This is a genomic window from Bradyrhizobium cytisi (genome assembly GCF_008123515.1).
Taxonomy (GTDB): domain Bacteria; phylum Pseudomonadota; class Alphaproteobacteria; order Rhizobiales; family Xanthobacteraceae; genus Bradyrhizobium; species Bradyrhizobium cytisi.
On sequence record NZ_VSSR01000047.1, the window covers coordinates 146,363 to 172,518 of the forward strand.

Genomic DNA, 26,156 nt, shown 5'->3' on the forward strand with positions numbered 1-26,156 from the left:
GGTGAACATGGCCAATTCGCTGTTCTACGCCTTCCTCGCCTTCATGGTGGTGATGTACTTCACCCCGGGGCCAAACAACATCATGCTGCTGGCCTCGGGCTTGACGTACGGCTTCCGGCGTACCATCCCCCACATCGCCGGCATCGTCATCGGCTTCGCCTTCATGGTCGGCGCCGTCGGCCTCGGGCTCGGCACGGTGTTCCTGGCTTATCCGATCCTCCAGACCATTTTGAAATATGCCGGCGCGGCCTATTTGATTTACCTCGCCGCCGTGATCGCCTTCTCCGGCCCGGCGAAGCCGGGCGAGGGGGATGGCCGCGGCCCGATGACCTTCTGGGGCGCGGCCATGTTCCAATGGATCAATGCCAAGGGCTGGGTCATCGTGATCGGGACCATCACCGCCTATGCGGCGATAGCCCAGTTTCCCATCAACATCGCAATCCAGACCTTGATCAGCCTGCTCGTGGGCACGGTCTCGACCGTGGTCTGGGCCTTCTTCGGCACTGCACTACGGCCGGTGCTGACTTCGGACCGGCTGGTCCGCGCCTTCAATATCCTGATGGCGATCCTGCTGCTCGCCTCCCTCTACCCCGTTTTCATGGATGCATGATGTCGCGGATTTCCATGCAGAAACGGGTTTCCCTAGGGGCTGAAAATGCTCTAGACAGCCCCCGAAATCCGCAAATTTCACCCTTCGGACACTGACTATCGGCCGATTCTGGCCCTGAACGAGGAAACGACTATGCGTGTTTATTACGATCGCGACGCCGACCTGAACCTGATCAAGGGCAAGAAGGTCGCCATCGTCGGCTATGGCAGCCAGGGCCACGCCCATGCGCTCAACCTCAAGGACTCCGGCGTCAAGGACGTCGCGATCGCGCTGCGCAAGGACTCGGGCTCGGTCAAGAAGGCTGAAGCCGCCGGCTTCAAGGTGATGGAAGTCGCCGAAGCCGCCAAATGGGCCGACCTCGTCATGATGCTGACCCCGGACGAGCTCCAGGGCGACATCTATCGCGAACACCTGCACGACAACATGAAGAAGGGCGCAGCGCTCGTGTTCGCGCACGGCCTCAACGTCCACTTCAACCTGCTCGATCCGCGCGCCGACCTCGACGTGCTGATGATTGCGCCGAAGGGCCCCGGCCACACCGTGCGCTCGGAGTATCAGCGTGGCGGCGGCGTGCCCTGCCTGATCGCGATCGCCAAGGATGTCTCGGGCAACGCCCATGACCTCGGCCTGTCCTACGCCTCCGCTGTCGGCGGCGGCCGCGCGGGCATCATCGAGACCACCTTCAAGGAAGAGTGCGAGACCGATCTGTTCGGCGAGCAGGTCGTGCTCTGCGGCGGCCTGGTCGAGCTGATCAAGGGCGGCTACGAGACCCTGGTCGAAGCTGGCTACGCCCCCGAGATGGCCTATTTCGAGTGCCTGCACGAAGTGAAGCTGATCGTCGACCTGATCTATGAAGGCGGCATCGCCAACATGAACTACTCGATCTCCAACACCGCGGAGTACGGCGAGTATGTCACCGGTCCGCGCATCGTCACCGCCGAGACCAAGGCCGAGATGAAGCGCGTTCTCGCCGACATCCAGGGCGGCAAGTTCGCCCGCGACTGGATGCTCGAGAACAAGGTCAACCAGACCTCGTTCAAGGCGACCCGCGCCAAGCTCGCCCAGCACCCGATCGAGGAAGTCGGCGCCAAGCTGCGCGACATGATGCCCTGGATCAAGAAGGGCGCGCTGGTCGACAAGAGCAAGAACTGACGGCAACGCCGTCATTCGGGGGACGTGACGAAGTCGCGCCCCCCGGACCTCGATCGATGTTCACTAGCCTCCGGGGTTTGCATGGACGCCTCCCCGGAAGTAACGCGGCGATGCGACGTCCGCCTCGTGCCAGCGTGATCTCGTTGTCGTGCGCGCCGCTGCCCCGCGCCGCGCGAAGCTCCTGCCGAAACCGGCTTCGGTTTTGCAGCAGAATGGATGTTTTCCAGCGAGCTCCCGAGTATTGGGACACCGTTACTGACGTGATTTCCGTGCGACTACGGAGTCCAATTGCGATAGGCAGATCAACCAAATCTTAGTGCGACTGAGCGAGGGTGAACTTTTGCTCGTACCGCAGATGGACAATGCCGAACCCTTGGCGAAGGCCGACCGGATCGCCGGGATCGTCCGTCACGATCCTGGGCTTGCTGTTTTCGCTCGTTGTCGTCGCCCTTTTTCTCGTTGATCTGGGCATCCGCTACCGAGAAGCAGTCGCATCTGCGAAAACCGACGCCCTCAATCTCTCGGCTATTCTGGCCGAGCATGCCGCGGTGACGTTCGAAGACATCGATCGTGTGCTGCTTGAGGCGCGGGCAATCCGCAGGGACGCTTTGTCCGGAAAATACGCCGATGGCGAAGCGGCCAATGTCGCGCTGCGTCAACTGGTCAAGAGCTCGTCGATTCTCGTCGCGGTCGGCTGGACCGATGCGTCCGGCGCGGTCGTTGCGCATTCCTACGACCACACGCTGCCGCGCAACAACATCTCGGACATGGCGCACTTCATCGCGCAACGCGATGGCGCTGGCACCGGATTGTTCGTTGCACCACCCTATCGCTCGGCAGGCGGCGACAAATGGTTCAGTGCGGCGTCACGCCGATTGAACAACCCGGATGGAAGCTTTGCGGGCATCGTCACTGCGCCGCTGGATCAATCTTTTCTCCTGAAGATCTACCGGAAGATCGATCTCGGCCCGAATGGCTCGGTGGTGCTGCTCCACCGCAACGGACGGGTCCTCGCGCGCGTACCGGAACAGAAAGATGTCCTCGGCAAGTCGGTCGCCGGCGGCCCGCTGTTTACCCAATATCTGCCGGTCTCCGAGGTAGGCTCATACGAGCTCACGAGCCCCATCGATGGCGTCGCGCGCATTGCAGCGTACAAGGCCGTTTCCGGCCTGCCGCTGGTTCTGGTGGTGACTTACTCGCGCAGTTACGTGTTGCAGCCGCTGTACCGGCATCTCTACACCTTCGGTCCGCTGGCTGCCGCGATCGTCACCATTATTCTGATCGGTACATTTCTGCTGCGGCGGCAAACGAATGCACTTGCGGCCGCGAGTGCTCGGTTCGACGCTGCGTTGAGCAACATGCCGCATGGGCTCAGCATGTTTGATGCCGACGCGAAGCTGCTGATCGCCAACAGCCGTTATCGTGATATCTACGACCTCACCGAGGCGCAGGTCAGGCGCGGTACGCCGCTGGGCAGCATCGTCGGCGTCTACAAGACGGCGGGAGGCGATCTCGACATTGACGAGTTCCTCGATGGCGCAAGGCGCCGGACCCCGCGGATTGTCACGCTCGCCGACGGCCGGATCATCTCGATCCTGCGTACCCCCATGGCCGATGGCGGCTGGGTCGCCACCCATGAGGACATCACCGAGAAGCGGCGCGACGAGATGCTGCTAGCGGAAAATGCCGCCGAGCTGAAGCTCATCAACATGCGGTTCGATGTCGCTATCAGCAACATGTCCCAGGGGCTCTGCCTGTTTGATGCAGACAAGAATCTCGTGATATCGAACAGCCGCTATCAGCAGATGTACGATCTGCCAGACGAACTCGTCATGCCCGGCACGCCGCTGGAACGGATATTGCAGCACTACGCGGATCGCGGCGAATCCGCCGGCGACCTGACAGTCAATCAACATCTTCAGAAGATGCCGACCCTGCGGCAGCAGGCCTATGAACTGAAAGACCAGCGCCAGGTTCTGATCCAGCGCAAGCCGCTGCCGGATGGCGGCTGGGTCGCGACGCACGAAGACGTCACCGAGCAAAGGCGCGGCGAGCAAATGCTGGCCCAGAAGGCCGCGGAGCTCGAAGCGATCAACATGCGCTTCGACGCCGCCCTCAACAACATGTCCCAAGGGCTTTGCATGTTCGATGCGGACCAGAGGATCGTGGTGTCGAACGCACGCTATAGCGAAATCTACCACATTGACGGTGATCGGATAAAACCAGGAACCATGCTGGCGCAAATTCTCGAGTATCGTCGCGAGCAAGGCACGCATTTCGTCGACGTCGCGCCGGACGTCTATCTCAATCAGAACGTGAAGCAGCTCAGCGAGATCCGGGAACTCGCCGACGGCAGGGTGGTCGCGATTGCGCGTCACATGATGGCGGACGGTGGCTGGCTCACGACCCACGAGGATATCACCGAGCGAGCGAGAGACGAGAAGCGCATCGCATATCTGGCGCAGCACGATCTGCTCACGGGTCTTGCGAACCGCGCCGTGTTCTCCGAAAAACTCGACGATGCTGCAAAGCGGTCGCAGCGTCATGGCGCAAAGTTCACCGTGCTGATGCTGGATCTGGACAGATTCAAGGCGGTCAACGATACGCTCGGTCACGCTGCGGGCGACCAGTTGCTGATTGAGGTGGCGCGGCGGCTGAGTTCATCGCTGCGGGATACCGATGTCCTGGCGCGCCTCGGCGGCGACGAATTCGCGATCATTCAGGAGAACGAAAAAGTTCAAAGCGAAGGCGCGATCGCATTGGCTCTGAGGATCATCGGTCTAATCGAGCAACCCTTCGATCTGGACGGTCATCGCGTCAGCGTCGGCACCAGTATCGGTATCGCCTTCGCGCCGGAGCACGGCGCCGATGCCGAGAGCTTGCTACAGAGGGCGGACTTGGCGCTTTATGCGACGAAATCCGCAGGGCGGAATGATTTCCGCATCTTCCAACCCGAGATGACGGAAGCTGCCGACACACAGAAGTCGATCGAAGGCGAACTGCGCGAGGCGATGGCTCGCAACGAGTTGGAGCTGCACTACCAGCCGATCATTGATGCCGGAACGTGCGCGATGACCGGCTTGGAATGTTTTGTGCGCTGGCATCACCCGTCGAAGGGCGTGCTGGCGCCTTCGCAGTTCCTCGATGTCGCCGAGCAGGCCGGACTGATGCTGCCGCTCGGTGAATGGATTCTGCGACAGGCCTGCCTGGATGCGGCCGCCTGGCCGGCCCATATCCGGGTCGCCGTCAACATGAGCGCTGCCCAGTTCCACAAAGGTAACCTACTGGACGTCGTCCTGTGCGCGCTGGTCGAGTCGGGATTGTCGCCGGAGCGCCTCGAGCTCGAAATTCCCGACGCTGCGCTGCTGGACGGGAATCTTGCGGCTCATCTGCTCACGGTCCGGCAACTAAAGAACCTTGGCGTCGGCGTCGTCCTCGACAATTGCGGTGTGGGCTATTCCGCTGGGAGCTACCTCCAGAGCTTCCCATTCGACAAGTTCAAGATCGACCGGGCGATCGTGCAGGGCTGCGCAACGCGACGGGACTGCGCGGCGGTCGTCGCCTCTGCCGTCGCATTGGCGCGCGGTCTCGATGTCGCCACGGTGGCCAAAGGGGTCGAGAGTCGTGCGCAGTTCGAGGCCCTGCAGGCGGCGGGAGTGGACCTCGTCCAGGGATATCTGTTCGGGCGACCCGTGCCGAACTCGGAAGTCAGTTTCGATTCGCCGTTGCCGGCGCAAAACGTCGCGTGATGTCATGACCTTCGTCGGAACACAGGCAACTCGATCTCCAGGACATGCGAGATGAATTTGGCGAACGGCCTCATCGATCAACTCGAGACAACGCTGGCGAGCCCGGAGCTGTCGAAGCGCGCCGAGCTCCTGCGCCATGTCGCCGATCTCTTCGTGTTCGGCTCGGGCAAGTTCACCGAGGGACAGATTGATCTGTTCGACGAGGTGATGAGCACGCTGCTCCAGAATATCGAATGCGCCGCCCGGGCGACCTTCGGGAGCCGGCTTTCCAGATTGCCTGACGCTCCGCCCCGGACGATCCGCTTGCTGGCGTTTGACGATGCGCCCGAGGTGGCCGCGCCGGTGCTCGAGCATTCGCCACGGCTCGACGAGGTGACGTTGGCGGAGAACGCGCGGACCAGGAGCCAGGATCACCTGCTGGCCATCGCCGGGCGCAGCCAGTTGACGGAACCCGTCACCGATGTCCTCGTCCAACGCGGCAACAATGATGTTGCCGTACGGACTGCCGGCAACGGCGGAGCCAGATTCTCGCCCCAGGGGATGTCCATGCTCGTCAAGCGGGCGCGGGACAATGGCGCGCTCGCCATGTGCATCTGGTCTCGCCCGGATATTCCGCGCGAGACCCTGCTGAAATTGTTCGTCCATGCATCCGAGATGGTGCGGTGCAAGCTGGAAGCTGCCGATCCCCGCCGGGCAGTCCTGATCCGCAGCGCCGTCGCGGAGGCCTCCGACGAGCTTCAGATGACGGCACGGGTGGGCTCGAGCGGGCATGCCCGGGCGATGGCCGAGGTGAGGTCCCTGCACTCTGGGGGAATACTCGACGAGGCCAGGGTGCTCGGCTTCATCGGCGAGCGAAACTTCGACAAGACCGCAATTGCCCTGTCGCTCATGAGCGATCTGCCGATCGGAGCGATCGAGCGTGCGCTGGTCCGCTCCGAGCCCGAGCAAATTCTCATTCTCGCGAAGGCCATCGGACTATCCTGGGACACGACGAAGGCGATCTTGACGTTTCAGCGCGGCTCGGCCCCCGAGGCGAAAGCACGATTGGAGCAGTGCTTTGCGAGCTTCTTCCGGTTGAAGCCGAATACCGCGAAGGCTGCGCTCCAGTTCTATCGGCTCCGCGAGCGGGCCGGCCAGGGTGCTGTCCATTAGCGGAGGCAAACCAAAAATTAAGTGCTTATCCGGTATATTCGAACCGAGATGAGATGGATGCCCCGACACATGCATTCCCTCTCAAGCTTTGTAGCTTCATTCAACTCTTCGATGCTTGAAGCCTCGGCGCAAGACCAAGAACTGACGCTTAAAGCACATTCTTGGTCTCGCGTCTTTTTCAGAGCTTTTTCAGAAACCTTCAATCGCCAAAAGTGCTGCGTCTTCAGAGTCAAGGATTCGGCACTTCATCCGTATTGTCAGGATGCAATCGATCATGTGTCGCGATGTTCTCGCGCCGCTCCACCTTAAGTACCGACATCCGCCGCACCTGCTTGGAGGTGGACGGCATTGCGCACCGACGCCTTCCTCCTACATGACCATGGGAACTATTGGGGGGAAGACCATGCGATCTGTCGTCGTCACCGGCGCGTCCACCGGCATCGGCTGGGCCATCGCGCAATATTTGATTGCGCGCGGCTATCGCGTTTTCGGCAGCGTCCGCAAGCAGGCCGACGCCGACCGGCTCACGGGTGAGTTCGGCCAAAACTTCACGCCGCTGCTGTTCGACGTCACCGACGAGGCCGCCGTGCTGGCGGCCGCGCGCCAGGTGCGCGAGGTGCTGGGCGGCGAGACGCTGGCGGGCCTCGTCAACAATGCCGGCGTTGCCGTCGCCGGTCCCGTGCTCGAATTGTCGGCGGATGATTTCCGCCGCCAGATGGACGTCAACGTCATCGGCCCTGTGATTGCGACGCAGGCGTTCGGGCCGCTGCTCGGCGCAGATCCGTCGCTGAACGGGCCGAAAGGGCGGATCGTCATGATCAGCTCGGTCGCAGGCAAGAATGGCAATCCGCTGTCGGCGCCCTACTGCACCTCCAAGCACGCCATCGAGGGCCTGTCGGAGAGCCTGCGCCGCGAGCTGATGCTGTTCGGCATCGACGTCATCATCGTCGCGCCCGGCGCAGTGAAGACGCCAATCTGGAGCAAGGCCGAGCAGTTCGATATGTCGGTCTACCAGAACTCGCCCTATCTCCCGGCGCTCAACAAGGTCATGGCGTTCATGATGAAGCTCGGCGAGACCGGGCTGCCGGCCGAACGTATCGCCGAGGTCGTCTTCGAGGCCCTCACGGCTGCGAGGCCCAAGGTTCGCTACCAGATCACGCCCGACCGGATGCGGCACTTCATGACGGCCGCACTGCCCAAGCGAACGGTCGACCGCATCATCGCCAAGCGGCTCGGGCTGCTGCCGCAAGGCTGAAGCGGCCGCTCAACCTGCCACGGCCGTCCGTCCGCGCGGATGGGCGGCCATCGCGATCAGCCGCAACGCCATCATGGCCAGCAGCGGAATGAGGAACGCGACATAGAGCGGCATCGCCGGCACGCGCTTGCAGAACGACACCATGAACTGGAACCAGAGATAGTAGCCGCCTACGAGGTGCAGCGCGCGCCAGGCGCGCGGTCCGAGCAGCTCGGCGGTGCGGTCGAATGAGGTCGCGCTCATGGCGATGATGACGGCGTAGCCGATGCCGCCGAAGATGTAGGAGGTTGGTGAGGTCGCCTCCGCAAAGCCGGCCGGGTCCATCTTCGCGAAAACGACGATCGCGAGAGCATGGATGGCGTGGGAGGCCGCAAAGCTCAGGCCCAGATAACGGCGGTTGCGGCGCTGCCAGCGCGTCCAGGCGTTCGGCCACAGCCGCGCCAGCGCCGCGGCACCGAAGGCCAGGCAGAACAGCAGCAGCGAGCTGCGCGCCGTGAAGCGGATGACCATGCGCATGCCCTCGACCTCGAAGTGCCGCATCGAGGCGATCCAGAGGCTTAAGGCAATCAGGCTCAGCGTGAGGACGGCGAGCAGCCGCCAGCCTTCGAACCAGCTTTGCCGTTGCGACATGGTGGTCTCCTCTATCATGTAATCATCGATTACATTTCGGGCGGCGTGATCGTCAATAATGTAATCTCTGCTTACATTCACGTTCGGGTGATGCTAGAAGACGCCATGCCCGCCCGTCAGACCTCCAAGCGTCAGACATCCAAGTCCCGCACCCTTCGCCAGACATCGGAAGCCCGGCCCTATCATCACGGCGACCTCCGCCGCGTGCTGATCGACGCTGCGCTGCAACTGGCGGCCGAGGGCGCCGAGGTGTCCGTGCGCGAGGCTGCGCGCCGGGCTGCGGTGTCGCCGGCGGCACCGTTCCGGCACTTCCCCAACCGCGATGCGCTGATGGCGGCGGTGGCCGGGGAGGCGCAGCGGCGCTTCCGCGTCGAGATCGAGGCCGCGCTGAGGGAAGTGCCATCGGCCGACCCGCTGGCCCGCTTCCGCGCTTTCGGCATCGCTTATGTACGCTGGGCGATACGTAACCCCGCGCATTTCGAGATCATCTCCACCGGCCGCTATTTCGCCCATGGCGGCTCGGCCGAGCTGACGCGCGACAATGCCGAGCTGGTCGCGCTGACCGAGCAGATGCTGGCTGACGCGGCCGAGCAGGGCCTGCTGCAATCGGCGGATCTCAAACGCGTCCTGATCGCCGGCCGCGCCCTGATTTACGGTTTTGCCCGGATGAACCTCGACGGCCATTTTCCGCGCTGGGGCGTGGCGGAGGACGAGATCGAGCGGATGGCGGAGGCGGTGATCGATCTGTTCATCGTGGGGATCGCCAAGCCCTAGCGTGCTCGGCGTGCCGCCTTTCGCCCACCCGCTAACATTAAGCGAAGGTCGGTTCGCTGGTCGCGTTGCTTGTCCGTGACCGTTCAATTACAGTTTTATGACACGGTGCAGGCTTCCGGCTGCGCCGAACGCTGCAGGCCCGCCAGACGGCCTGGCATCACCCGCCGGACCAGAAGTTGCGTGTTGTTGATGGCGTCCGCGCCCAATTCAGGTCCTTCCGCCACCACCGCCGTTCTGGCGAGCGTCGCCGCGCTCGGCATCTGGCGGCTGCTCGCGGTTGCCGCACCGCATCTTGCCGCCCTCGCTCTCATGTACGAGACCGAGACCGATTTCGGCTCGCGCCTGTCCTTCTTGCTCGCCTGGGGCATCCTCAACTTCTTCTGGATCACGTTGTTGCGCCGGCCGGCGCTGTCGGGCGCATTGTCGCTGACCATGGTCGTGGTACTGGTGCTGCTGTCGCGTCTCAAGCACGACGTCGTGCAGATGACGGTCAACTTCATCGACCTGATGATGATCGACCGCGACACGGTCGCGTTCCTGTTCACGATCTTCCCGAACTTGCGCTGGTCGGTGATCGGCGCCGGCTTCGTCACGCTGCCGCTGATGTATGCGCTGTGGTGGCTCGATCCGTTCCGGATCCGCCGCCTGCCGGCGCTCGCCGCGATGCTCGCCTGTCTCGCGGGGGTGGTCGGATATTCCGTCTATCATCCTGATGAAGCTTGGCGCGGCTATTACGACGACGGCTATCTCTCAAAGTTCTTCCGCTCCGGCGTCACCGCCGTCTCCGATTTCGTGCAGTACGGCTTCATGGAGTCGGACGCCTCGACCAATGAGCGGCTCAACATGCCGCTGGTCGACGCCTGCCATCCGGCCGGCCGCCGGCCGAACATCATCATGATCCATGATGAATCGAGTTTTGACATCCGCGCCGCACAGGGCATCAAGGTGCCGCCGGGTTACGGCAGTCACTTCAAGTCCTGGGACGGCAAGGAGCGCGCATTTCTGGCCGAGAGCAATGGCGGGCCTAGCTGGTTCACCGAATACAATGTGCTTGCGGGTCTCTCCTCGCGCTCGTTCGGCCGCTTCGCCTATTTCGTGACGCGTATTGCGTCGGGCCGCGTCGAGCGCGGCCTGCCGCTGGCGCTGCGCCGGTGCGGCTACGACACCATGTCGCTCTATCCCGCCTATGGCGGCTTCATGGGTGCGCGCAGCTTCCAGGTGACGACCGGCGTCGAGCGCTTCCTCGACTCCAGGGATCTCGGCGCGAAGGACGTCGAACCCGACAGCTTCTTCTACGACAAGGCGTTGCGGCTGATGGGCGAGCGGACGCCGAACAAGCCGCTGTTCAGCTTCATCTATCTCGGCGCCAATCATTTCCCCTGGGAGACGCGCTTCCGCCCCGATCTGATGCCGAACTGGCGCCCGCCGGGCAACGCGCCGTCGATCGACGAATATCTGCGTCGGCAGGCGATGAGCGCCGAGCAATACAAGTCCTTCATTGCGGGCTTGAAGAAGAATTTTCCGGGCGAGCCTTTCCTGATCGTGCGCTACGGCGATCACCAGCCCGAGTTCGCGCCCAATCTGCTCGAGCCAGGGCTCGACGAAGGCGCGATCGGCAAGAAGCTCGACGCTTATGATCCGCGCCTCTATGCGACCTATTACGCGATCGACGCCGTCAATTTCGAGCCGGTGAAGAGCGATACGGTGATGGACACGGTCGACGGTCCCTATCTGCCGCTGGTGATCCAGGAGGCGGCCGGCATTCCGCTCGATCCGTCCTTCGCCGAGCAGAAGGAAATCATGCTCCGCTGCAACGGCATCTTCTACGGCTGCAAGGACGGCGCCGAGGCGCGGCGGCTCAACCGGCTGCTGATCAATGCGGGGATGATACACGGGCTTTAAGGCTGTTTGCCCGTCCGAGCGCTGCTCTTTCCCCGTCACCCTGAAAGCTTCACAAGCTCTCAGGATGACGGCTTGGGTACGAGCGTGCGCGGCACAGGCCTACTGCCTGCCGACCTTCTCCCACAGCCACCTCGCCACCACATCCGGCGATGAATTCGCGTCATTGCCGCTGGCGCGCAGGTTTGCTTCGCGCATGGTGGCGATGTCGATCTTGCCGAGCAGCGGGCTCAGCGCCGCTTTGAGCCGCTCGTCGCCGGCGCGCTTCGGCGCAAGCAGCAGGATGGCATCGTAAGGCGGGATCGCGTGCTTGGGATCGTCGAGCGTCACCAGATCGTATTTCGCGATCAGCCCGTCGCTGGTGTAGCCGGCGATCACGTCGACCTCGCCGCTCGCGACCGCCGCATACATGAAGTCCGGCTGCATCTGGCGCTGCGCGCTGAACTGAAGGCCATAGGCCTGTCGCAGCGCCGCCCATTCCGGCCGCGAGAAGAATTCGTAATCGCCGGCAATCGACATCGTTGAAGCGTGCGCGGCGAGATCGGCGATGGTGTGGATGCCGAGCGCGTCGGCGCGCGTCTTCGGCATCACCAGCGCATAAGCATTCTCGAAACCGAGCTCGCCGAGCAGCGTGATGTTGTCCTTTGCGAGCGCCGTCTTCAAATCTGTCACCAGCTCCGCGCGCGGCTTGATGTCGGTGCGGTGCAGCTGGTTGGCCCAGAGCGTGCCGGAATAGTCGACATAGAGATCGATGTCACCGGCCTTCAGCGCCCCGAAGATCACGCTCGAGCCGAGACCGGACCGTGCCGCGGCGGAGAAACCGGCTGCCTGGAGGCGGTCCCTCAGCAGGGCCGAGAGCACATATTGCTCGGCGAAGGTCTTTGCACCGACCACATAGCCGGACGACGAACGTCCCATCGTCGGCACCAGCGTCGCCGCAACCAGCGCCGCGATCCCGATCGCACCGAGCCCGGCACCCAGGCGGCTGCGATTGCGCAGGCCGCTCTCGACGAGGCCAAGCAGCTGATCGACGGCGAGCGCGAGCAGGGCCGAGGCCAGGCAGCCGAACAGCACGAATACCCAGTTCTGGGTCTGCAACCCCGCGAAAATGTAATTGCCGAGGCTGGTTTGACCGATCGGCGTCGACAGCGTCGCGGTGCCGATCACCCACACGGCGGCGGTGCGGATGCCGGCCATCATCACTGGCAGTGCCAGCGGCAGCTCGACCATGACGAGCGACTGCCGCGCCGTCATGCCGACGCCCTTGGCGGCTTCGATCAGAGCGGGGTCGATGCCGTTGAGCCCGGTGATGCCGTTGCGCAGCACCGGCAGCATCGAATAGAGCGCCAGCGCCAGCATCGCCGGCAGGAATCCGAATGCGGAGAAGGAGACGCCGAACCATTTCAGCGTCACGGACGCCGCGAGCAGCAGCAGCGGGTAGAACAGCGCGAGCAGCGCCAGCCCCGGCACGGTCTGCACGATGCTGGCGAGCGCGAGCAGGATGGCGCGCGGCGCCGGGCGGTTGCGTGTGAGGATTGCGAGCGGCAGGCTGACGATCAGGCCGAGCGCGAGCGCGGCGAGGCTCACCCGCACATGATTGCCGAGATAATCGGGCAAATGCGACAGCGCCTCGCCCCAGCGCGGATCATTGAAGAAGCTCATGCCGCACCGCCCTGTGGCAAGAGCGCGTTCAGCCGGTCGACCTGGCGCCGCGGCGTGCTTAGCAGCTCCAGCACATAGGCATCGCTGCTCGTCGAGAGCTCAGACGGCGTGCCCTGCGCGAGCAGCTTGCCGCCGCGCATGACCGCGATGCGGTCGGCAAGCAAAATCGCCTCCGTCATGTCGTGCGTAATCATCACGGTTGTCAGGCCGAGCTTGCGGTGCAGCTCGCGAAAATCCTCGCCGAGCGCATCACGGGTGAGGGGATCGAGCGCGCCGAATGGCTCGTCCATCAGCAAGATGCGAGGCTTTGCTGCCAGCGCCCGTGCCACGCCGACGCGCTGGCGCTGCCCGCCCGAGAGTGCCTCCGGCAGCCTGTCACGATGGGTGGCACGGTCGAGCTGGACGAGCTCCAGCAACTCGTCGACGCGCGTCGCGATCGCCGCTGCCGGCTCGCCCAGCAGCTTTGGCGTGATCCCGATATTGTCGGCGACATTTAGATGCGGAAACAGCCCGCCGCTCTGGAAGACGTAGCCGATCCGGCGCCGCAGCGCGACCGGATCGATATTTTGGACGTCCTCGCCCTCGACCGTGATGATGCCGTCATCGGCCTCGATCAGCCGGTTGGCAAGCCGCACCAGCGTCGTCTTGCCCGAGCCCGAGCCGCCGACGATGGCCAGAAATTCACCCTCGGCGATGTCGAGCGACACGTCGTCGACGGCCCTGAGGGGGCCGAAGCTCTTGGTGACGCGGGAATAGCCAATCATCGGTCTGGACGGCATCGGGCGGGGGCTCACTTCGCTGACCCGCCCGTGGAGGGAGGGGATGACGAGGCCCATGCGTAGCACGCTTGGCGCCTTGATTGAACTTGGTCGCGCGAGCGGCTAAGGCATCAAGCCAAGTTCGGAGGAAACACATGACTACGCCCACGGCAGTGGCGCTGGAAGATGCCAAGGTCGCGTTCCGGCTGGGGGACGGGCGGCTCTATACGGCGGTGGAGAAGGCCCATCTCGCGGTCGCGCAGGGCGAGTTCGTCGCCATTGTCGGCCCGACCGGCTGCGGAAAATCCACGCTGCTCAATGTCGCCGCCGGGCTGCTCAAGCCGGCCGCCGGCAGCGTCAAGATTTTTGATCGGCCGCTCGCCGGGCTGAACCGGGATGCCGGTTATCTATTCCAGGCCGATGCGCTGTTCCCCTGGAAGACGGCGCTCGACAATGTCGCGATCGGGCTCGAGATCAAGGGCACGCCACGCAGCGAGGCGCTGCCGCAGGCGCAAAAATGGCTCACCTCCGTAGGTCTCGGCGCGTTTGCCAACCGCTATCCGCACATGCTCTCCGGCGGCCAGCGCAAGCGTGTGGCGTTGGCGCAGGTCCTGATCCGAGACCCGAAGATCCTGCTGATGGACGAGCCGTTCGGGCCGCTTGATGCGCAGACGCGTCAGGTGATGGGCAATTTGCTGCTCGATCTCTGGAACGCCGACCGCAAGGCCGTGCTGTTCGTCACCCACGATCTCGAGGAGGCGATCGCACTCGCTGACCGCGTCGTGATCATGTCGGCGGGGCCGTCCTCGCGCATCATCGGCGACTGGCGCGTGCAGCTCGCCCGCCCGCGTGACATCTTCGAGGTGCGGATGGACAGGGACTTCCACGCGCTGCATCGAGAGATCTGGAGTGTCCTCAAGGACGAGGTGATGAAAGGCTACGCGCAATCCACCCACGCGGCGGAGGCCGTCTGATGTCGCGCGTCACGCTGCTTGCCTTGCAAGTCCTGGTCGCGATCGTCTGCATCGTGCTGTGGCAGTTGCTGTCGACCGTGCCGGTGTTCGGCAAGATCCTGCTGCCGCCGTTCTTCTTCTCCAACCCGGTCGACGTGTTCGAGCAGATCGTCAAATGGTTCGTCTCCGGGGTGATCTGGAAGCATCTCTGGATCACGCTGGTGGAATCGATCCTCGCCTTCGTGATCGGATCGCTCGGCGGCGTCCTCATCGGCTTCTGGTTCGCGCGCCAGCCGCTGGTGGCCGCGGTGTTCGACCCCTATGTGAAGATGGTCAATGCGTTGCCGCGCGTGGTGCTGGCGCCGATCTTCGCGCTGTGGCTGGGGCTTGGCATCTGGTCCAAGGTCGCGCTCGGCGTGACGCTGGTGTTCTTCATCGTGTTCTTCAACGTCTACCAGGGCGTCAAGGAAGTCAGCCGCACCGTGCTCGACAACGGCCGCATGCTCGGCATGAGCGAGGGGCAGCTAATGCGGCACGTCTATTGGCCGTCGGCGCTGTCGTGGATGTTCTCCTCGCTGCACACCTCGGTCGGCTTCGCCGTGGTCGGCGCCGTCGTCGGCGAATATCTGGGATCGGCGGCAGGCCTCGGCTATCTGATCCAGCAGGCCGAAGGCGTGTTCGACGTCGCCGGCGTGTTCGCCGGCATGTTTGTGCTGTCGGCCTTCGTCATCCTGATCGATTTTGGTGTCACGCTGGTCGAGCGGCGGCTATTGGTCTGGCGGCCGACCGTGGACGGCCGCGGCTAGCGGCAAAAGGGCCCGCGCATCTGCGCGAACCCCGATAGCAAATGCTCAATCCAGCAGCTTGACGTCGTCGGGCGCCTGCGGCGGCGTCTTGATCGCGATCGCCTTGACCTGGCCGCTGATCGGCTTGGTGCCGCCATGCGGCGTGCCCTTCGGGATGATGACGAGATCGCCCGGCTTCACCGTCACTTCCTTGTCGCCGAGCCAGATCGTCCCGGTGCCGTCCAGGATGTACTGAATCTCGTTGGTGTTAGGATGCAGGTGTTTCGGCACATTGCCGACCTGGATCGACACGGTCGAGCCATCAGCGGTCATGAACGTCTTCGAACGGTATCCGACTTGGTTGGCGGGGCCGAGTGCGTCGCCTTCCATGTCGCCGGTATGGATGATCTGCGCGGTGATGTTTTCGGCGGCGAGCGCCGGCCCGAGCAAGTAGGTCGCGCCGCATCCGGCGACAAAGGCAGCGGTGATCGACAGCCCGGCAGCAAGGCGATTCATGGATGATCCTCCCCTCAGAGATTATTGTTGTGGGCGCATGCTATTGCGCCGAAAGGCCAATGGCCAGTGCCACTTAAGCGGTGCTTCTCAAGCCAGTTGCGCTGCTCTATGGTGCCGCCAGCCGAACGGAGGAAACCAATGAAGAACACGATTGCCAGGCTCGCTGGCGCGCTGCTCGCGCTGACGCTCACCACCGGTCTTGCCGCAGCGCAAAGCAAGGTGACCATCGCGATAGGTGGCGGCGCCTGCCTGTGCTATTTGCCGACGGTGCTGGCCAAGCAGCTCGGCGAGTACGAGAAGGCCGGCCTCAATGTCGAGCTGGTCGATCTCAAGGGGGGCTCGGACGCGCTCAAGGCCGTGCTCGGCGGCAGTGCCGACGTGGTTTCCGGTTATTTCGACCATTGCGTCAACCTGGCGGCCAAGAAGCAGGAGCTGCAGGCTTTCGTGGTCTATGACCGCTATCCCGGGCTTGTGCTGGTCGTCGCACCGTCGCATAGCGGGGACATCAAATCGGTCAAGGATCTGGCCGGCAAGAGGGTCGGTGTCAGCGCGCCCGGCTCCTCCACCGACTTCTTCCTGAAATATCTTCTGAAGAAGAATGGGCTCGATCCGGCCGGCACCGCCGTGATCGGCGTCGGCCTCGGCGCCACGGCCGTCGCTGCGATGGAGCAGGGTCAGATCGATGCCGCGGTGATGCTAGATCCCTCCGTCACCGTGCTCCAGGGCACCCACAAGGATTTGCGCATTCTCAGCGACACTCGCACGCAAAAGGACACGCTAGAGACGTTCGGCGGGGAATATCCGGGCGGCGCGCTGTACTCGACACTGGCCTGGATCAATGGACATGAGAAGGAGACGCAGGCGCTGACCAACGCAATGCTGGCCACGATCGCCTGGATCCATTCGCATTCGCCCGAAGAGATCATGGCCAAGATGCCGGACGAGATGGTCGGCAAGAACAAGGACCTTTATCTCGCCGCGCTGAAGAACACGATCCCGATGTTCTCCGAGACCGGCAAGATGGATCCCAAGGGCGCCGACGCCGTGCTGGCGGTGTTCAGCGTCGGTTCGCCCGAGGTGGCCAACGCCAAAATCGACGTCAGCAAGACTTTTACCAACAAGTTCGTCGACCAGGCTAAGAAGACCACGGGGAGCGCCAAATAACTGACGCGAAGGCTTGGTAATCAGGCGTCATGACGTCACTCACCATTCATCGCGTCTCGACGCTTGAACTTGCCGTGCGCCCCGTCGTCTGGCCGTTCGCCGGGGACCGGCGCGCCGAGATCGAGGCGCATTTCGCCGAGCAGCAACGTGCGCGGCCGAAAATCTGGAACGGCCGAGTGCTGCTCGGGCGCGATGCCGTCTTCACCGGCGGTCATCTCGCCGCGACCTATTTCGAGACGGATTTCGCCAGCTTCCTGGCTTGGCGCGACTGGGGCTTTCCTGATCCGGCCGTGTTCAATGGGTTCGGCATGGCCGCTCTACGCACCTCCGACGGCGCCTTCGTGATGGGCGAGATGGCACATCACACCGCCAATGCGGGACGCATCTATTTCGCGTCAGGCACACCCGATCTCGATGATGTCAGGGACGGCACGCTTGACATTCCCGGCAGCGTCGTCCGCGAGCTCGAGGAGGAGACCGGCCTGCTTCCCGCCGATTATTCGGCAGAGGCGGCCTGGCATTGTGTCGTCACCGGCAGCGCACTTGCAATGATACAGATCCTCAACCTGGATATGCCGGGTGAAGCTGCTCGCGCGCGGATCGAAGCCAATCTGGCTCGCCAGGACGAACCGGAGCTTTCGGCCATCCATCTCGTGCGCGGGATGGATGATCTCACGCCGACCATGCCGCGATTTGTCACGGCCTTCATCGCGCAGCAGTTCGCCTCGCGCTGACGCGCGAGGCTTGACATCGCGCGCCCCAGCCCATGTGATGGGCGCAAAAGCAAAACAAAAAATTGCAATGCACAATCGTCCAGGGAGGTTTAGATGCGCCTCCTACAGCAACCAGTAGCGGCGGAGCGGGGCGGTGCTGGAGGTCAGCGGGCTGGTGAAGCGGTTTGGCGGCTTCACCGCTGTCAACAACGTGTCGTTTAGAGTCGAGCAGGGCGAGATTCTCGGTCTGATCGGTCCCAATGGCTCGGGCAAGAGCACGATCTTCAACATGCTCTCCGGCACGCTGGCGCCAAGCTCCGGATCGATCCTGTTCGATGGCTCGGAGATCGCGGGGCTGGTGCCGCACCGGATCATCAACCGGGGCATCGGCCGCACCTTCCAGATTCCGCGGCCGTTCCGGCGGCTGACGATTTTCGAGAACGTCGTGCTTGCCGGCTTCTATGGCCAGGGCCGCCATAGCCGCGTCAAGGCCCGAAGAGGCGGCGGAGCGGTCACTCGCGATGGTGGGCCTGCCGACCGATCGCCACGCCAGCGTTGACGGCCTCGGCGCGGCCGGGCTGAAGAAACTCGAGCTCGCGAAAGCGCTCGCCACCGCGCCAAAGCTTCTGCTTGCCGACGAGAGCCTCGGCGGTCTCGACGATGCCGAGATGGACCAGGCTGCCGACATGCTGCGCAACATCCGCGACGAGCTCGGCATCACTATCATCTGGGTTGAGCATATCATGGGCGTCCTGATGCGCGTCGTCGACCGCGTCATGGTGCTCGACCACGGCGAAAAAATCTCGGAAGGCCTGCCGAGCGCGGTTGCGGGCGATCCGCGCGTCATCGAGGTCTATCTCGGCACCGATGCCGAGACTACGCAGGCTGCGGCCGCCGAAGCGCGCCGCCGCGCGGGAGGCCAATGATGCTGGAGCTTCGCGGCGTCAATGCCGGCTACGGCACGTTCCAGGCGCTGTTCGACCTCAATCTCGACGTGAAGGCCGGTGAGGCCGTGGGCGTTATCGGCCCGAACGGCGCCGGCAAGACCACGCTGATGCGTGTCATCTCAGGCCTGATCCGTCCCTCGCGCGGATCGATTGCCATGGAGGGCGCCGACGTCGTCGCGACGCCAGCGCACAAGATCGTCAGCCTTGGGATCGCGCATGTTCCGGAGAACCGGCGGCTGTTTCCGCAGCTCACGGTCGACGACAATCTCAAGATGGGCGCCTTCATGAAGGAGGCGCGCGGCCATTATGCCGAGCGGCAGGAGGTCGTGTTCGACCTGTTTCCGCGGCTGAAGGAGCGCCGCCATCAGATGGCCGGCACCATGTCCGGCGGCGAGCAGCAGATGTGCGCGATCGGCCGCGCGCTGATGTCCAATCCAAAGCTCCTCCTGCTCGACGAGCCGTCCGCCGGGCTGGCGCCGGTGGTGGTGCAGCAGGTGTTTGAGCTCATGAAGCGGATTCGCGCGCGCGGACTGACGGTGCTAATCGTCGAGCAGAACGTGCAGCAGGTGCTGCGCGTGGTCGACCGGGCCTATCTGATCGAAGCCGGGACGATCCGCGCCTCAGGCACCTCGGCCGAGATGCTGGCGAGCGACACGGTCAAGGAAGCTTATCTCGGGGTGTGAAAGGGCGGGCGAGGGCATGCAGGCGTTCCTGGACATTTTCGACATCTATCTGCTGGAGGCCGTGATCAACGGCATCCTGCTCGGCGGCGTGCTGGCGCTGCTCGCGCTCGGGCTCAATTTGATCTTCGGCGTCATCGACGTGACCTGGATCTGCTACGCCGAGCTCGTGATGATCGGCATGTACGCGATGTACTTCCTGGTCCAGTATTACGGCATCAGCTATTTCATCGCAGCGCCATTGACCATTCTGCTGGTCGCGATCCTCGGCGCCTTGCTGCATTATCTCGTGATCGCGCCGCTGTTGACGGCGCCGCCGATCAACCAGCTGCTCGCGACCGGCGGCGTGCTGTTCGTGCTGCAGAGCTTTGCCACCGTCGCCTTCGGCATCGACTTCCGCAACCTCGGCATCCGCCTGCCGGTGCTCGCCTTCGGCGACATGAATTTCAGCTACGCGCGACTTCTGTCATTCCTGGCGGCGCTGGTCGGCATGGTCGCGGTCTATCTGTTCATGACCCGCACCTTCACCGGCACCGCGATCCGCGCCATCTCGCAGGATCGGCAGATCATGGCACTGATGGGCGTCGACACCAAACGCATCTATCTCATCACGTCCGCGATCGGCGGCGGGCTGGCCGGGCTCGCCGCCTGCCTCTTGGTGTTGCAATACGACGTGCATCCCTTCGTCGGCCTCTCGTTCGGGCCGATCACCTTCCTGATCTGCGTGCTCGGCGGCCTCGGCAATTTCATCGGCGGCTTCATTGCGGCCTTCGTGTTTGCCGAGATCATCTCGCTCGGCGGCCTGTTCTCCGATCTCGAATGGGGCTACGTGCTCGCCTTCGCCTTCTTCATCGTCATGATGTTCATCCGGCCCGCGGGCCTGCTCGCGAGGCGCCGATGATGGGGCAGGGCCGGCTTGTCGCATGGGGATTAGGACTGACCGCGCTGGTCGCGCTGCCGTTCGTGTATCGCGATCCCTATCACCTGCACATTCTGGTGCTGATCCTGATCTGGTCGTTCGCCTACACGTCGTGGTCGATGATGGGGCGGTTCGGCCTGGTCTCGCTCGGGCATGGCGGCTTCATGGGGATCGGCGCCTATGTCACCGCGCTGCTGTGGAACCATCTCGGCCTGTCGCCATGGATCGGGATTCCCGTCGGCATGGTCGCGGCCGGCGCGCTGGCGCTGATCGTCGGTTATCCCTGCTTCCGCTTCCGCATCACCGGGCATTACTTCGTGCTGGTGACGCTCGCGCTCTCCGGCATCGTGCTCCAGATCATCACGGCCACGCGCGACTATACCGGCGGTTCGCTCGGCTACACCCCGAACCGCGCCTCGGGCAACAAGCTGTTGGCGCTGCAATTCGATGACAAGACGACCTGGTATCTGATAGCGCTTGCGGTATGGCTCGGCGGCATCGTCGCCTGGCACCTGATCGATCGCAGCATGAGCCGCTACGCGCTCGAGGCGATCTCGGAGGACGAGGATGCGGCTGCCGCCGCCGGCGTCGACGTCACCGCGGAGAAACTGAAGATCACCTTGATCAGCGCTGTGATGACGGCACTGGCGGGCGCGATCTATTGCCAGTACCAGATGTTCATCACGCCCGACACCGTCTCCGGCATCGCGGTGTCGCTCCAGATGGTGTTCGCGGCCATCGTCGGCGGTCTGTTCGTCTCGCTCGGCCCGACCGTCGGCGCCGTCATCACCATCCTGCTCGCCGAAACCCTGCGCATCGGCTTCGGCACCAGGGCGGTCGGCTGGGACAATCTCGTCTACGGCGTGCTGCTGGTGCTTTTCATCATATTCCTTCCGAAGGGCATCCTTGGTAGCCTGCTCGACCGATTGAAGTCGCAACGCAAGGTGCCCCGCGCTCATGAGCAAAAAGCCGTCCAGATCGCTCGCCCAGGAACTTGACCGCTACATCACGCCATTCCGGCACGACGGGTCCGGCAAGTTTCGCCTGAAAGGCTACAAGACCAACGAGAAGGGCGATCTGGACAAGGAGGCGGCGCAGGAGATTCTCGACGCCAACAAGAAGCGGCTGGTCGCGTTCCAGGAGAAGCTCTACGCCCAGGACCGCTGGTCGGTGCTGATCGTGTTCCAGGCCATGGACGCCGGTGGCAAGGACAGTGCGATCAAGGCGATCTTCGAGGGCATCAACCCGCAGGGTTGCGAGGTGACTTCCTTCAAGGCACCGAGCAGCAAGGAGCTCGACCACGATTTCCTCTGGCGCCACGTCCTCGCGCTGCCGGAGCGCGGCCATATCGGCATCTTCAACCGCTCCCATTACGAGGAATGCCTGGTGACGCGCGTGCACCCGGAGATCCTCGCCAGGGAGAAGCTGTCGCAAAAGCTCGTGACGAAAAATATCTGGAAGGAGCGGTTCGAGGACATCTCCGCCTACGAACGTTATCTCTCCCGCAACGGCACCCTGGTGCTGAAGTTCTTTCTCAACGTCTCCAAGGAAGAGCAGCGCGCGCGTTTTCTCGACCGGCTGGAGGAGCCGGCCAAGCAGTGGAAGTTCTCGATGGGCGACATCGAGGAGCGCGCCTTGTGGCCGCGCTACCAGGCGGTCTATCAGGACATCGTGCGCCACACCGCCACGCGGCATGCGCCGTGGTATGTCGTGCCCGCCGACCACAAATGGTTTGCCCGCGTGGTGATCGGCTCCGTCATCGTCGCGGAGCTCGAAAAACTGGACCTGCGCTTTCCCCGCGCCGACAAGGCTTCGCTGGCGGAGTTCGAGAATGTGCGCAAGGCGCTGGAGAAGGAGGGGAAGGGGAAGCGGTAAGCGTGCCCACCAATCTTCGTTCGGACAGGAGAGATGGTGGGCACAGCACGAGTGCGCCTTTGCCCACCCTACGATTTCTGCGCAAGTCGGCTGTCAGTACGCCCGATCTCGAAAACAACCCCATGCACAGTAGCCGATGATCGTGAAATCAATGACTTGAATGACAGCGCAAATGATATTCGGATTCAAAGAATTTCGTTTGACCCGTCGGGCAAAACAGGGGCATGATGTCACCATTGCGCCGGTGCGGCTCTGATGTGGTCAGTCGTCGCGGAACCGCTCTGCAAATGTGATGCTCAGGCCATTTGATCCCGCTTGACAGTTTTATGTCACAGGAGGAGCATGCCGATGGTCGCAAACAAGCGACGCGTAACGTCCACCTCATGAGCAAGGGGAGGTCTATGACTCCACCTCCGCAAATCCAGCCGCGTTAAGTGCGATGGAGCTCGTTCGGACTATCGCATAGCGGCGAAAACCGCGAACGGCACGCCGGGTAAAGGTTTAGTGGGCTGCAGTCAGTAAGGCATGGCCCCTACCTACCCGGCGCTGTGCGTTTTGCACCCTCGCGCATCGGCTACGCCTTCTTCTGCACGCCGAAGAGATCACCGAGCCATTGATAATACACCGGCTGCTTGTCATGCAGCGTGGCGCGATTGTTGGGGGGACGGTCGACATTGCCCCAGAGATAGAGGCTTCCGGTCACCGCGAAGAACTCCTGCACGTTCTTCAGCACGTAGGCGTCCAGCGGATAGAGCTCGTCCTGCCTGGCGATGCCGTAGAAACGGACGAGGTCCGGATTCTCCAGCGCGCCCGGCAGGACGCGAAAATGATAGGCGTGGAGCAGCTCGTGCAGCAGCACCGGCTTCTCCGGCGCAACGACGGCCGCGTCAACCGTGACGCCCTTGACCTTGGACGTGAAGTGCCCGCCGCCGTCGCCCTGTCCGGGCTTGACCGAGACCGGCTGGCTCTTGAAGAAAGTCATGATCTCGGGCTTCGCGCCGCATTCCACGACGATGTCAATCTGATGCTTCAGCGACGCGACGACCTCCATGATATAAGGCGGGTCCTGCGCGGCGCTGGTGTCGACCGTGATGCCGCGATAGGTGAAAGTCGGTCCATTCTGCGCGACCGCTGATGGCAGGCCGAGCACGACCGCGGCTCCCGCAAGCACGAGCCGGCGCCGATCGGAATCTGTCATGTGATGCCCCCGAATTCCCACCCGCAATCTCGCATGCTTTTGCGACATTGACCACGAAGCGGTTCCATCACATCTGCGTTGCGGGAAATGCCCAAGGAAATGCCCAAGGAAATGCGAGAGGAAATGCCAAGAGATGGTCGCCTCACCGGCAAACTTCCGACACAGGTTGGGGGCGAATAGCCTCCATCCGGCATGACGCAGTGCTTCGTGCGGTCCCGATTCCGCCGGCGCATTTCATTTATTTTGAGGAATCCGCGTGTCGCATAAGCTTGCTTCGGCGCTTGTCGCTGTCTTCTTTCTCGTCCTTTCGTTCGTCTCCCCAGCCCACGCAGAGCCGCCTGCGCCGGCCGCCAATAGCACGGCCGCACTGTCGCCTGACGAGGCCAGGCGGGCGCTGGAGACGCTCCAGGACGACAAGAAGCGTGCGCAAATGATCGATACGCTGCGCGCGATCGCGAATGCGTCCGGTCCGCAGCAACCGGCGCCCGCGCCCGAGCAGAAGTCACCGATCCCGCTATCGGCTGACGGCCTCGGCGCGCAGCTTCTGCTCACCGTGTCAGAGGAGATCGGCGAGATCTCGCGCGATGTCGCCGACATGGCGCGGACGCTCACGCATTTCTCGGCGTTCTACTACTGGATCGTGCGCACCGCGAATGATCCCGACGCCTATAATCTCCTGATCGAGATCGCCTGGAAGCTGGCGCTGGTGTTCGGCTGCGCGCTTGCAGCCGAATGGGTGATTGTCCGCCTGATGCGGCGCCCCGTAGCCTTCCTCGAAGGGCGGGTGCCGCAGACAGCGCACTTGCCAGCTCAGGCGCTGCTCATTGCCGGTCCACCGTCGTCGGTCGCCGACGTCACTCCCGAGCCGGAATTGCACAAGCGCAGGCACAGCCTCGCGCGGGTCTGGCAGCTGTTGCTGCGGCTGCCCTTCGTGCTGGGGCGGCTGTTGCTCGAACTGCTGCCGGTGGTCGTTTTCGTTGGCATCGCGACCGCACTGCTCGGAACAGAGATCGGCGAGCCCGCGACCGTCCGCCTCGTGATCCTTGCCGTCGTCAACGCCTATGCGTTCTCGCGCGGGCTCATTTGCGTCGTCCGCGCGCTGGCAGGCCCGTTCGGCCTGTTTCCGGTGCGCGCAGAGACGGCAGCCTATATCGAGATCTGGGCGCGTCGCATCGTCGGCGTCGCCGTAACCGGCATTGCCTTCGCCAACGTGGCGCTGCTGCTCGGCCTGCATCGCGCCGGCTATGCCGCGCTCATTCGCATGGTGATGCTGGTCGTGCATCTCTTCGTCGTCGTCATCATCCTGCAATGCCGGCGCCAGGTCGCCGACGCCATCCGCGCACCCGCGGACCGGCAGGGGATCGCCGCGCGCCTGCGCAACCGCATCGCCGGCGGCTGGCATTATCTGGCCATCGCGCTCGATCTGGCGCTATGGGCGGTCTGGGCGCTGAACATCCGCAACGGCTATTCGCTGCTGCTGCAATATTTTGTCGGCACCGTCGCGGTGGTGCTGATCACGCGGGTCGCCATCATGGTGACACTGAGCCTGATCGACCGCGGCTTCCGCATCCAGCCGGAAATCCTGCAGCGCTTTCCGGGGCTGGAGATCCGCGCCAACCGCTATCTGCCGCTGCTGCGCAGGATCGTCTCCGGCGTGATCGCCTTCATCGGCTTCGTCGCCGTGCTCGAGGTCTGGGGCGTCGATGCCATCGTCTGGTTCTATGGCGGCCAGATCGGCAGCCGGCTGCTCTCGGCGGTAGCGACGATCGGCGTCGCTGTCGTCATCGCCGCGGCGATCTGGGAAGCCAGCAATGCGCTGCTGGACCGGCAGATCAATACGCTGTCGCGCGACGGACATTATGCCCGTGCGGCGCGGCTGCGCACCTTCCAGCCGATGTTGCGCACGGCGCTTTTGTGCGTGATCGCCACGGTCGTCGGCCTCACGGCGCTGAGCGAAATCGGCGTCAATGTCGCGCCGCTGCTCGCGGGTGCCGGCATCGTCGGCATTGCCATCGGCTTCGGTTCGCAAAAGCTGGTGCAGGATCTCATCACCGGCCTGTTCCTGCTGCTGGAGAACACGGTTCAGGTCGGCGACACCGTCAGCGTGTCGGGCCTCACAGGCGTGGTCGAGAACGTCTCGATCCGCACCATCCGCTTGCGCGCCGGCGACGGCGCCGTGCACATCGTGCCGTTCAGCGCGGTGACGACCATCACCAATGCCAGCCGTGGCGCCGGCAATGCCTCCGTCAGCGTCAATGTCGCCTACAAGGAAGACACCGACCGCGCCGGCCAGATCCTCAAGGACATCGTCGAGGAGATGCGCCGCGAGCAGGAATTCCGCCCGCTGATCCGCGGCGATCTCGAGCTCTGGGGCATCGACAAGGTCGATGGTGCCATGGTGTCGATCGTCGGTCAGATCCGCTGCACCGAGGCGGGCCGCTGGCCGGTCCAGCGCGAGTTCAACCGCCGCATGAAGCAGCGCTTCCAGCAGAACGGCATCGAGGTCGCGTCCCCGGTCCAGACCATCCTGATGCAGATCGCGCCGCCGGCCGACAGCGCCGACAATCTGACGCCGCGGCGGGCGGCCGGCTAGAGCGTGTACCCATAAACGTCAGCTTACCAATCCAAACCGGAAGTCTCCCACCTTGCGTGTGATCGGCGGCTTGTGACCCGAACCGGACCTCAAGTGCCATCCCGCTTGGGACTAGTATCCGGAATCAGAGCTGAGTGATACGGCGGCCTTTGAAACGGCGTTGACGGACCTT

At 63.5% G+C, this 26,156-nt stretch carries 23 protein-coding genes; 18 read left to right on the forward strand and 5 right to left on the reverse strand.

What is annotated here, in order from left to right:
- Positions 1 to 7: 7 nt before the first annotated feature.
- The 5 genes from FXB38_RS28155 (at position 8) to FXB38_RS28175 (ending at position 7,918) form a co-directional block, all read left to right on the forward strand.
- Positions 8 to 610, forward strand: coding sequence for a LysE family translocator (locus FXB38_RS28155; RefSeq protein ID WP_187435192.1), 603 nt, complete (start codon positions 8 to 10; stop codon positions 608 to 610).
- 132 nt (positions 611 to 742) lie between these two features.
- Positions 743 to 1,762, forward strand: a complete 1,020-nt coding sequence (gene ilvC / locus FXB38_RS28160) for a ketol-acid reductoisomerase (RefSeq protein ID WP_028145443.1) — start codon at positions 743 to 745, stop codon at positions 1,760 to 1,762.
- 422 nt (positions 1,763 to 2,184) lie between these two features.
- Positions 2,185 to 5,511, forward strand: a complete 3,327-nt coding sequence (locus FXB38_RS28165) for a bifunctional diguanylate cyclase/phosphodiesterase (RefSeq protein WP_246230207.1) — start codon at positions 2,185 to 2,187, stop codon at positions 5,509 to 5,511.
- Between the two features lie 51 nt (positions 5,512 to 5,562).
- A complete protein-coding gene (locus FXB38_RS28170; RefSeq protein ID WP_148754185.1) occupies positions 5,563 to 6,663 on the forward strand; it encodes a DUF2336 domain-containing protein in 1,101 nt (366 codons plus the stop codon).
- A gap of 403 nt (positions 6,664 to 7,066) precedes the next feature.
- Complete coding sequence (locus tag FXB38_RS28175) at positions 7,067 to 7,918, forward strand: SDR family oxidoreductase (protein WP_148754186.1); 852 nt, start codon at positions 7,067 to 7,069, stop codon at positions 7,916 to 7,918.
- Positions 7,919 to 7,927: 9 nt separating this feature from the next.
- On the opposite strand, the gene FXB38_RS28180 is transcribed toward FXB38_RS28175, so the two are convergent.
- The gene (locus FXB38_RS28180) at positions 7,928 to 8,548 is read right to left on the reverse strand and encodes a hypothetical protein (protein ID WP_187435193.1); all 621 of its coding nucleotides are present in this window, start codon (positions 8,546 to 8,548) and stop codon (positions 7,928 to 7,930) included.
- A 105-nt stretch (positions 8,549 to 8,653) separates the two neighbouring features.
- Here FXB38_RS28180 and FXB38_RS28185 point away from each other — a divergent pair, with 105 nt between their 5' ends.
- The gene (locus FXB38_RS28185; RefSeq protein ID WP_246230209.1) at positions 8,654 to 9,322 is read left to right on the forward strand and encodes a TetR/AcrR family transcriptional regulator; all 669 of its coding nucleotides are present in this window, start codon (positions 8,654 to 8,656) and stop codon (positions 9,320 to 9,322) included.
- A 189-nt stretch (positions 9,323 to 9,511) separates the two neighbouring features.
- A complete protein-coding gene (locus FXB38_RS28190) occupies positions 9,512 to 11,224 on the forward strand; it encodes a sulfatase-like hydrolase/transferase (protein ID WP_148754189.1) in 1,713 nt (570 codons plus the stop codon).
- A gap of 99 nt (positions 11,225 to 11,323) precedes the next feature.
- Here FXB38_RS28190 and FXB38_RS28195 read toward each other — a convergent pair whose 3' ends face one another.
- On the reverse strand, positions 11,324 to 12,883 hold the full coding sequence (locus FXB38_RS28195) for a glycine betaine ABC transporter substrate-binding protein (protein ID WP_148754190.1): 1,560 nt from the start codon (positions 12,881 to 12,883) through the stop codon (positions 11,324 to 11,326).
- Positions 12,880 to 13,662, reverse strand: a complete 783-nt coding sequence (locus FXB38_RS28200; protein ID WP_187435194.1) for an ATP-binding cassette domain-containing protein — start codon at positions 13,660 to 13,662, stop codon at positions 12,880 to 12,882. Before FXB38_RS28200 ends, FXB38_RS28195 begins: the two co-directional genes overlap by 4 nt.
- A gap of 134 nt (positions 13,663 to 13,796) precedes the next feature.
- Between FXB38_RS28200 and FXB38_RS28205 the strand changes: the two genes are divergently transcribed.
- Together FXB38_RS28205 and FXB38_RS28210 are read left to right on the forward strand one after the other, a co-directional pair.
- The gene (locus FXB38_RS28205; protein ID WP_148754192.1) at positions 13,797 to 14,615 is read left to right on the forward strand and encodes an ABC transporter ATP-binding protein; all 819 of its coding nucleotides are present in this window, start codon (positions 13,797 to 13,799) and stop codon (positions 14,613 to 14,615) included.
- Positions 14,615 to 15,400 (forward strand): ABC transporter permease, encoded by a 786-nt coding sequence (locus tag FXB38_RS28210; protein ID WP_148754193.1) that lies wholly within the window; start codon positions 14,615 to 14,617, stop codon positions 15,398 to 15,400. Before FXB38_RS28205 ends, FXB38_RS28210 begins: the two co-directional genes overlap by 1 nt.
- 45 nt (positions 15,401 to 15,445) lie before the next feature.
- Here FXB38_RS28210 and FXB38_RS28215 read toward each other — a convergent pair whose 3' ends face one another.
- A complete protein-coding gene (locus tag FXB38_RS28215; protein ID WP_148754194.1) occupies positions 15,446 to 15,895 on the reverse strand; it encodes a cupin domain-containing protein in 450 nt (149 codons plus the stop codon).
- 138 nt (positions 15,896 to 16,033) lie between these two features.
- Between FXB38_RS28215 and FXB38_RS28220 the strand changes: the two genes are divergently transcribed.
- From FXB38_RS28220 to FXB38_RS28250, 8 genes are all read left to right on the forward strand, one after another.
- The gene (locus tag FXB38_RS28220) at positions 16,034 to 17,059 is read left to right on the forward strand and encodes an ABC transporter substrate-binding protein (protein ID WP_187435195.1); all 1,026 of its coding nucleotides are present in this window, start codon (positions 16,034 to 16,036) and stop codon (positions 17,057 to 17,059) included.
- Between the two features lie 29 nt (positions 17,060 to 17,088).
- Entirely contained in the window at positions 17,089 to 17,793 is a 705-nt protein-coding gene (locus FXB38_RS28225) for an NUDIX hydrolase (RefSeq protein WP_148754196.1), read from the forward strand.
- 133 nt (positions 17,794 to 17,926) lie between these two features.
- Positions 17,927 to 18,331 carry an ATP-binding cassette domain-containing protein gene (locus FXB38_RS45090; protein WP_246230211.1) on the forward strand — a complete coding sequence of 135 codons (405 nt, stop codon included), beginning with the start codon at positions 17,927 to 17,929 and terminating at the stop codon, positions 18,329 to 18,331.
- Positions 18,294 to 18,698 carry an ABC transporter ATP-binding protein C-terminal domain-containing protein gene (locus FXB38_RS45095; RefSeq protein ID WP_246230213.1) on the forward strand — a complete coding sequence of 135 codons (405 nt, stop codon included), beginning with the start codon at positions 18,294 to 18,296 and terminating at the stop codon, positions 18,696 to 18,698. The genes FXB38_RS45090 and FXB38_RS45095 overlap by 38 nt, the downstream gene beginning before the upstream one ends.
- A complete protein-coding gene (locus FXB38_RS28235; protein ID WP_148754209.1) occupies positions 18,698 to 19,402 on the forward strand; it encodes an ABC transporter ATP-binding protein in 705 nt (234 codons plus the stop codon). Before FXB38_RS45095 ends, FXB38_RS28235 begins: the two co-directional genes overlap by 1 nt.
- 16 nt (positions 19,403 to 19,418) lie before the next feature.
- Positions 19,419 to 20,300: a branched-chain amino acid ABC transporter permease gene (locus tag FXB38_RS28240; RefSeq protein WP_148754197.1), complete on the forward strand. Its 882-nt coding sequence runs from the start codon at positions 19,419 to 19,421 to the stop codon at positions 20,298 to 20,300.
- Positions 20,297 to 21,316, forward strand: a complete 1,020-nt coding sequence (locus FXB38_RS28245; RefSeq protein ID WP_148754198.1) for a branched-chain amino acid ABC transporter permease — start codon at positions 20,297 to 20,299, stop codon at positions 21,314 to 21,316. Before FXB38_RS28240 ends, FXB38_RS28245 begins: the two co-directional genes overlap by 4 nt.
- Complete coding sequence (locus tag FXB38_RS28250; protein WP_148754199.1) at positions 21,276 to 22,193, forward strand: polyphosphate kinase 2 family protein; 918 nt, start codon at positions 21,276 to 21,278, stop codon at positions 22,191 to 22,193. Before FXB38_RS28245 ends, FXB38_RS28250 begins: the two co-directional genes overlap by 41 nt.
- A gap of 574 nt (positions 22,194 to 22,767) precedes the next feature.
- Here FXB38_RS28250 and FXB38_RS28255 read toward each other — a convergent pair.
- Positions 22,768 to 23,391 (reverse strand): hypothetical protein, encoded by a 624-nt coding sequence (locus FXB38_RS28255; protein WP_148754200.1) that lies wholly within the window; start codon positions 23,389 to 23,391, stop codon positions 22,768 to 22,770.
- Between the two features lie 256 nt (positions 23,392 to 23,647).
- On the opposite strand from FXB38_RS28255, the gene FXB38_RS28260 reads away from it, so the two are divergent.
- The gene (locus FXB38_RS28260; protein WP_148754201.1) at positions 23,648 to 25,984 is read left to right on the forward strand and encodes a mechanosensitive ion channel domain-containing protein; all 2,337 of its coding nucleotides are present in this window, start codon (positions 23,648 to 23,650) and stop codon (positions 25,982 to 25,984) included.
- Positions 25,985 to 26,156 lie beyond the last annotated feature (172 nt).

Bases quoted from the DNA above. Each gene is read 5' to 3' on its own strand.
- FXB38_RS28155 (WP_187435192.1), top strand. From the start codon at position 8: ATGGCCAATTCGCTGTTCTACGCCTTCCTCGCCTTCATGGTGGTGATG.
- ilvC (WP_028145443.1), top strand. From the start codon at position 743: ATGCGTGTTTATTACGATCGCGACGCCGACCTGAACCTGATCAAGGGC.
- FXB38_RS28170 (WP_148754185.1), top strand. From the start codon at position 5,563: ATGAATTTGGCGAACGGCCTCATCGATCAACTCGAGACAACGCTGGCG.
- FXB38_RS28175 (WP_148754186.1), top strand. From the start codon at position 7,067: ATGCGATCTGTCGTCGTCACCGGCGCGTCCACCGGCATCGGCTGGGCC.
- FXB38_RS28180 (WP_187435193.1), bottom strand. From the start codon at position 8,548: ATGTCGCAACGGCAAAGCTGGTTCGAAGGCTGGCGGCTGCTCGCCGTC.
- FXB38_RS28185 (WP_246230209.1), top strand. From the start codon at position 8,654: ATGCCCGCCCGTCAGACCTCCAAGCGTCAGACATCCAAGTCCCGCACC.
- FXB38_RS28190 (WP_148754189.1), top strand. From the start codon at position 9,512: ATGGCGTCCGCGCCCAATTCAGGTCCTTCCGCCACCACCGCCGTTCTG.
- FXB38_RS28195 (WP_148754190.1), bottom strand. From the start codon at position 12,883: ATGAGCTTCTTCAATGATCCGCGCTGGGGCGAGGCGCTGTCGCATTTG.
- FXB38_RS28200 (WP_187435194.1), bottom strand. From the start codon at position 13,662: ATGCCGTCCAGACCGATGATTGGCTATTCCCGCGTCACCAAGAGCTTC.
- FXB38_RS28205 (WP_148754192.1), top strand. From the start codon at position 13,797: ATGACTACGCCCACGGCAGTGGCGCTGGAAGATGCCAAGGTCGCGTTC.
- FXB38_RS28210 (WP_148754193.1), top strand. From the start codon at position 14,615: ATGTCGCGCGTCACGCTGCTTGCCTTGCAAGTCCTGGTCGCGATCGTC.
- FXB38_RS28215 (WP_148754194.1), bottom strand. From the start codon at position 15,895: ATGAATCGCCTTGCTGCCGGGCTGTCGATCACCGCTGCCTTTGTCGCC.
- FXB38_RS28220 (WP_187435195.1), top strand. From the start codon at position 16,034: ATGAAGAACACGATTGCCAGGCTCGCTGGCGCGCTGCTCGCGCTGACG.
- FXB38_RS28225 (WP_148754196.1), top strand. From the start codon at position 17,089: ATGACGTCACTCACCATTCATCGCGTCTCGACGCTTGAACTTGCCGTG.
- FXB38_RS45095 (WP_246230213.1), top strand. From the start codon at position 18,294: ATGGTGGGCCTGCCGACCGATCGCCACGCCAGCGTTGACGGCCTCGGC.
- FXB38_RS28235 (WP_148754209.1), top strand. From the start codon at position 18,698: ATGCTGGAGCTTCGCGGCGTCAATGCCGGCTACGGCACGTTCCAGGCG.
- FXB38_RS28240 (WP_148754197.1), top strand. From the start codon at position 19,419: ATGCAGGCGTTCCTGGACATTTTCGACATCTATCTGCTGGAGGCCGTG.
- FXB38_RS28245 (WP_148754198.1), top strand. From the start codon at position 20,297: ATGATGGGGCAGGGCCGGCTTGTCGCATGGGGATTAGGACTGACCGCG.
- FXB38_RS28250 (WP_148754199.1), top strand. From the start codon at position 21,276: ATGAGCAAAAAGCCGTCCAGATCGCTCGCCCAGGAACTTGACCGCTAC.
- FXB38_RS28255 (WP_148754200.1), bottom strand. From the start codon at position 23,391: ATGACAGATTCCGATCGGCGCCGGCTCGTGCTTGCGGGAGCCGCGGTC.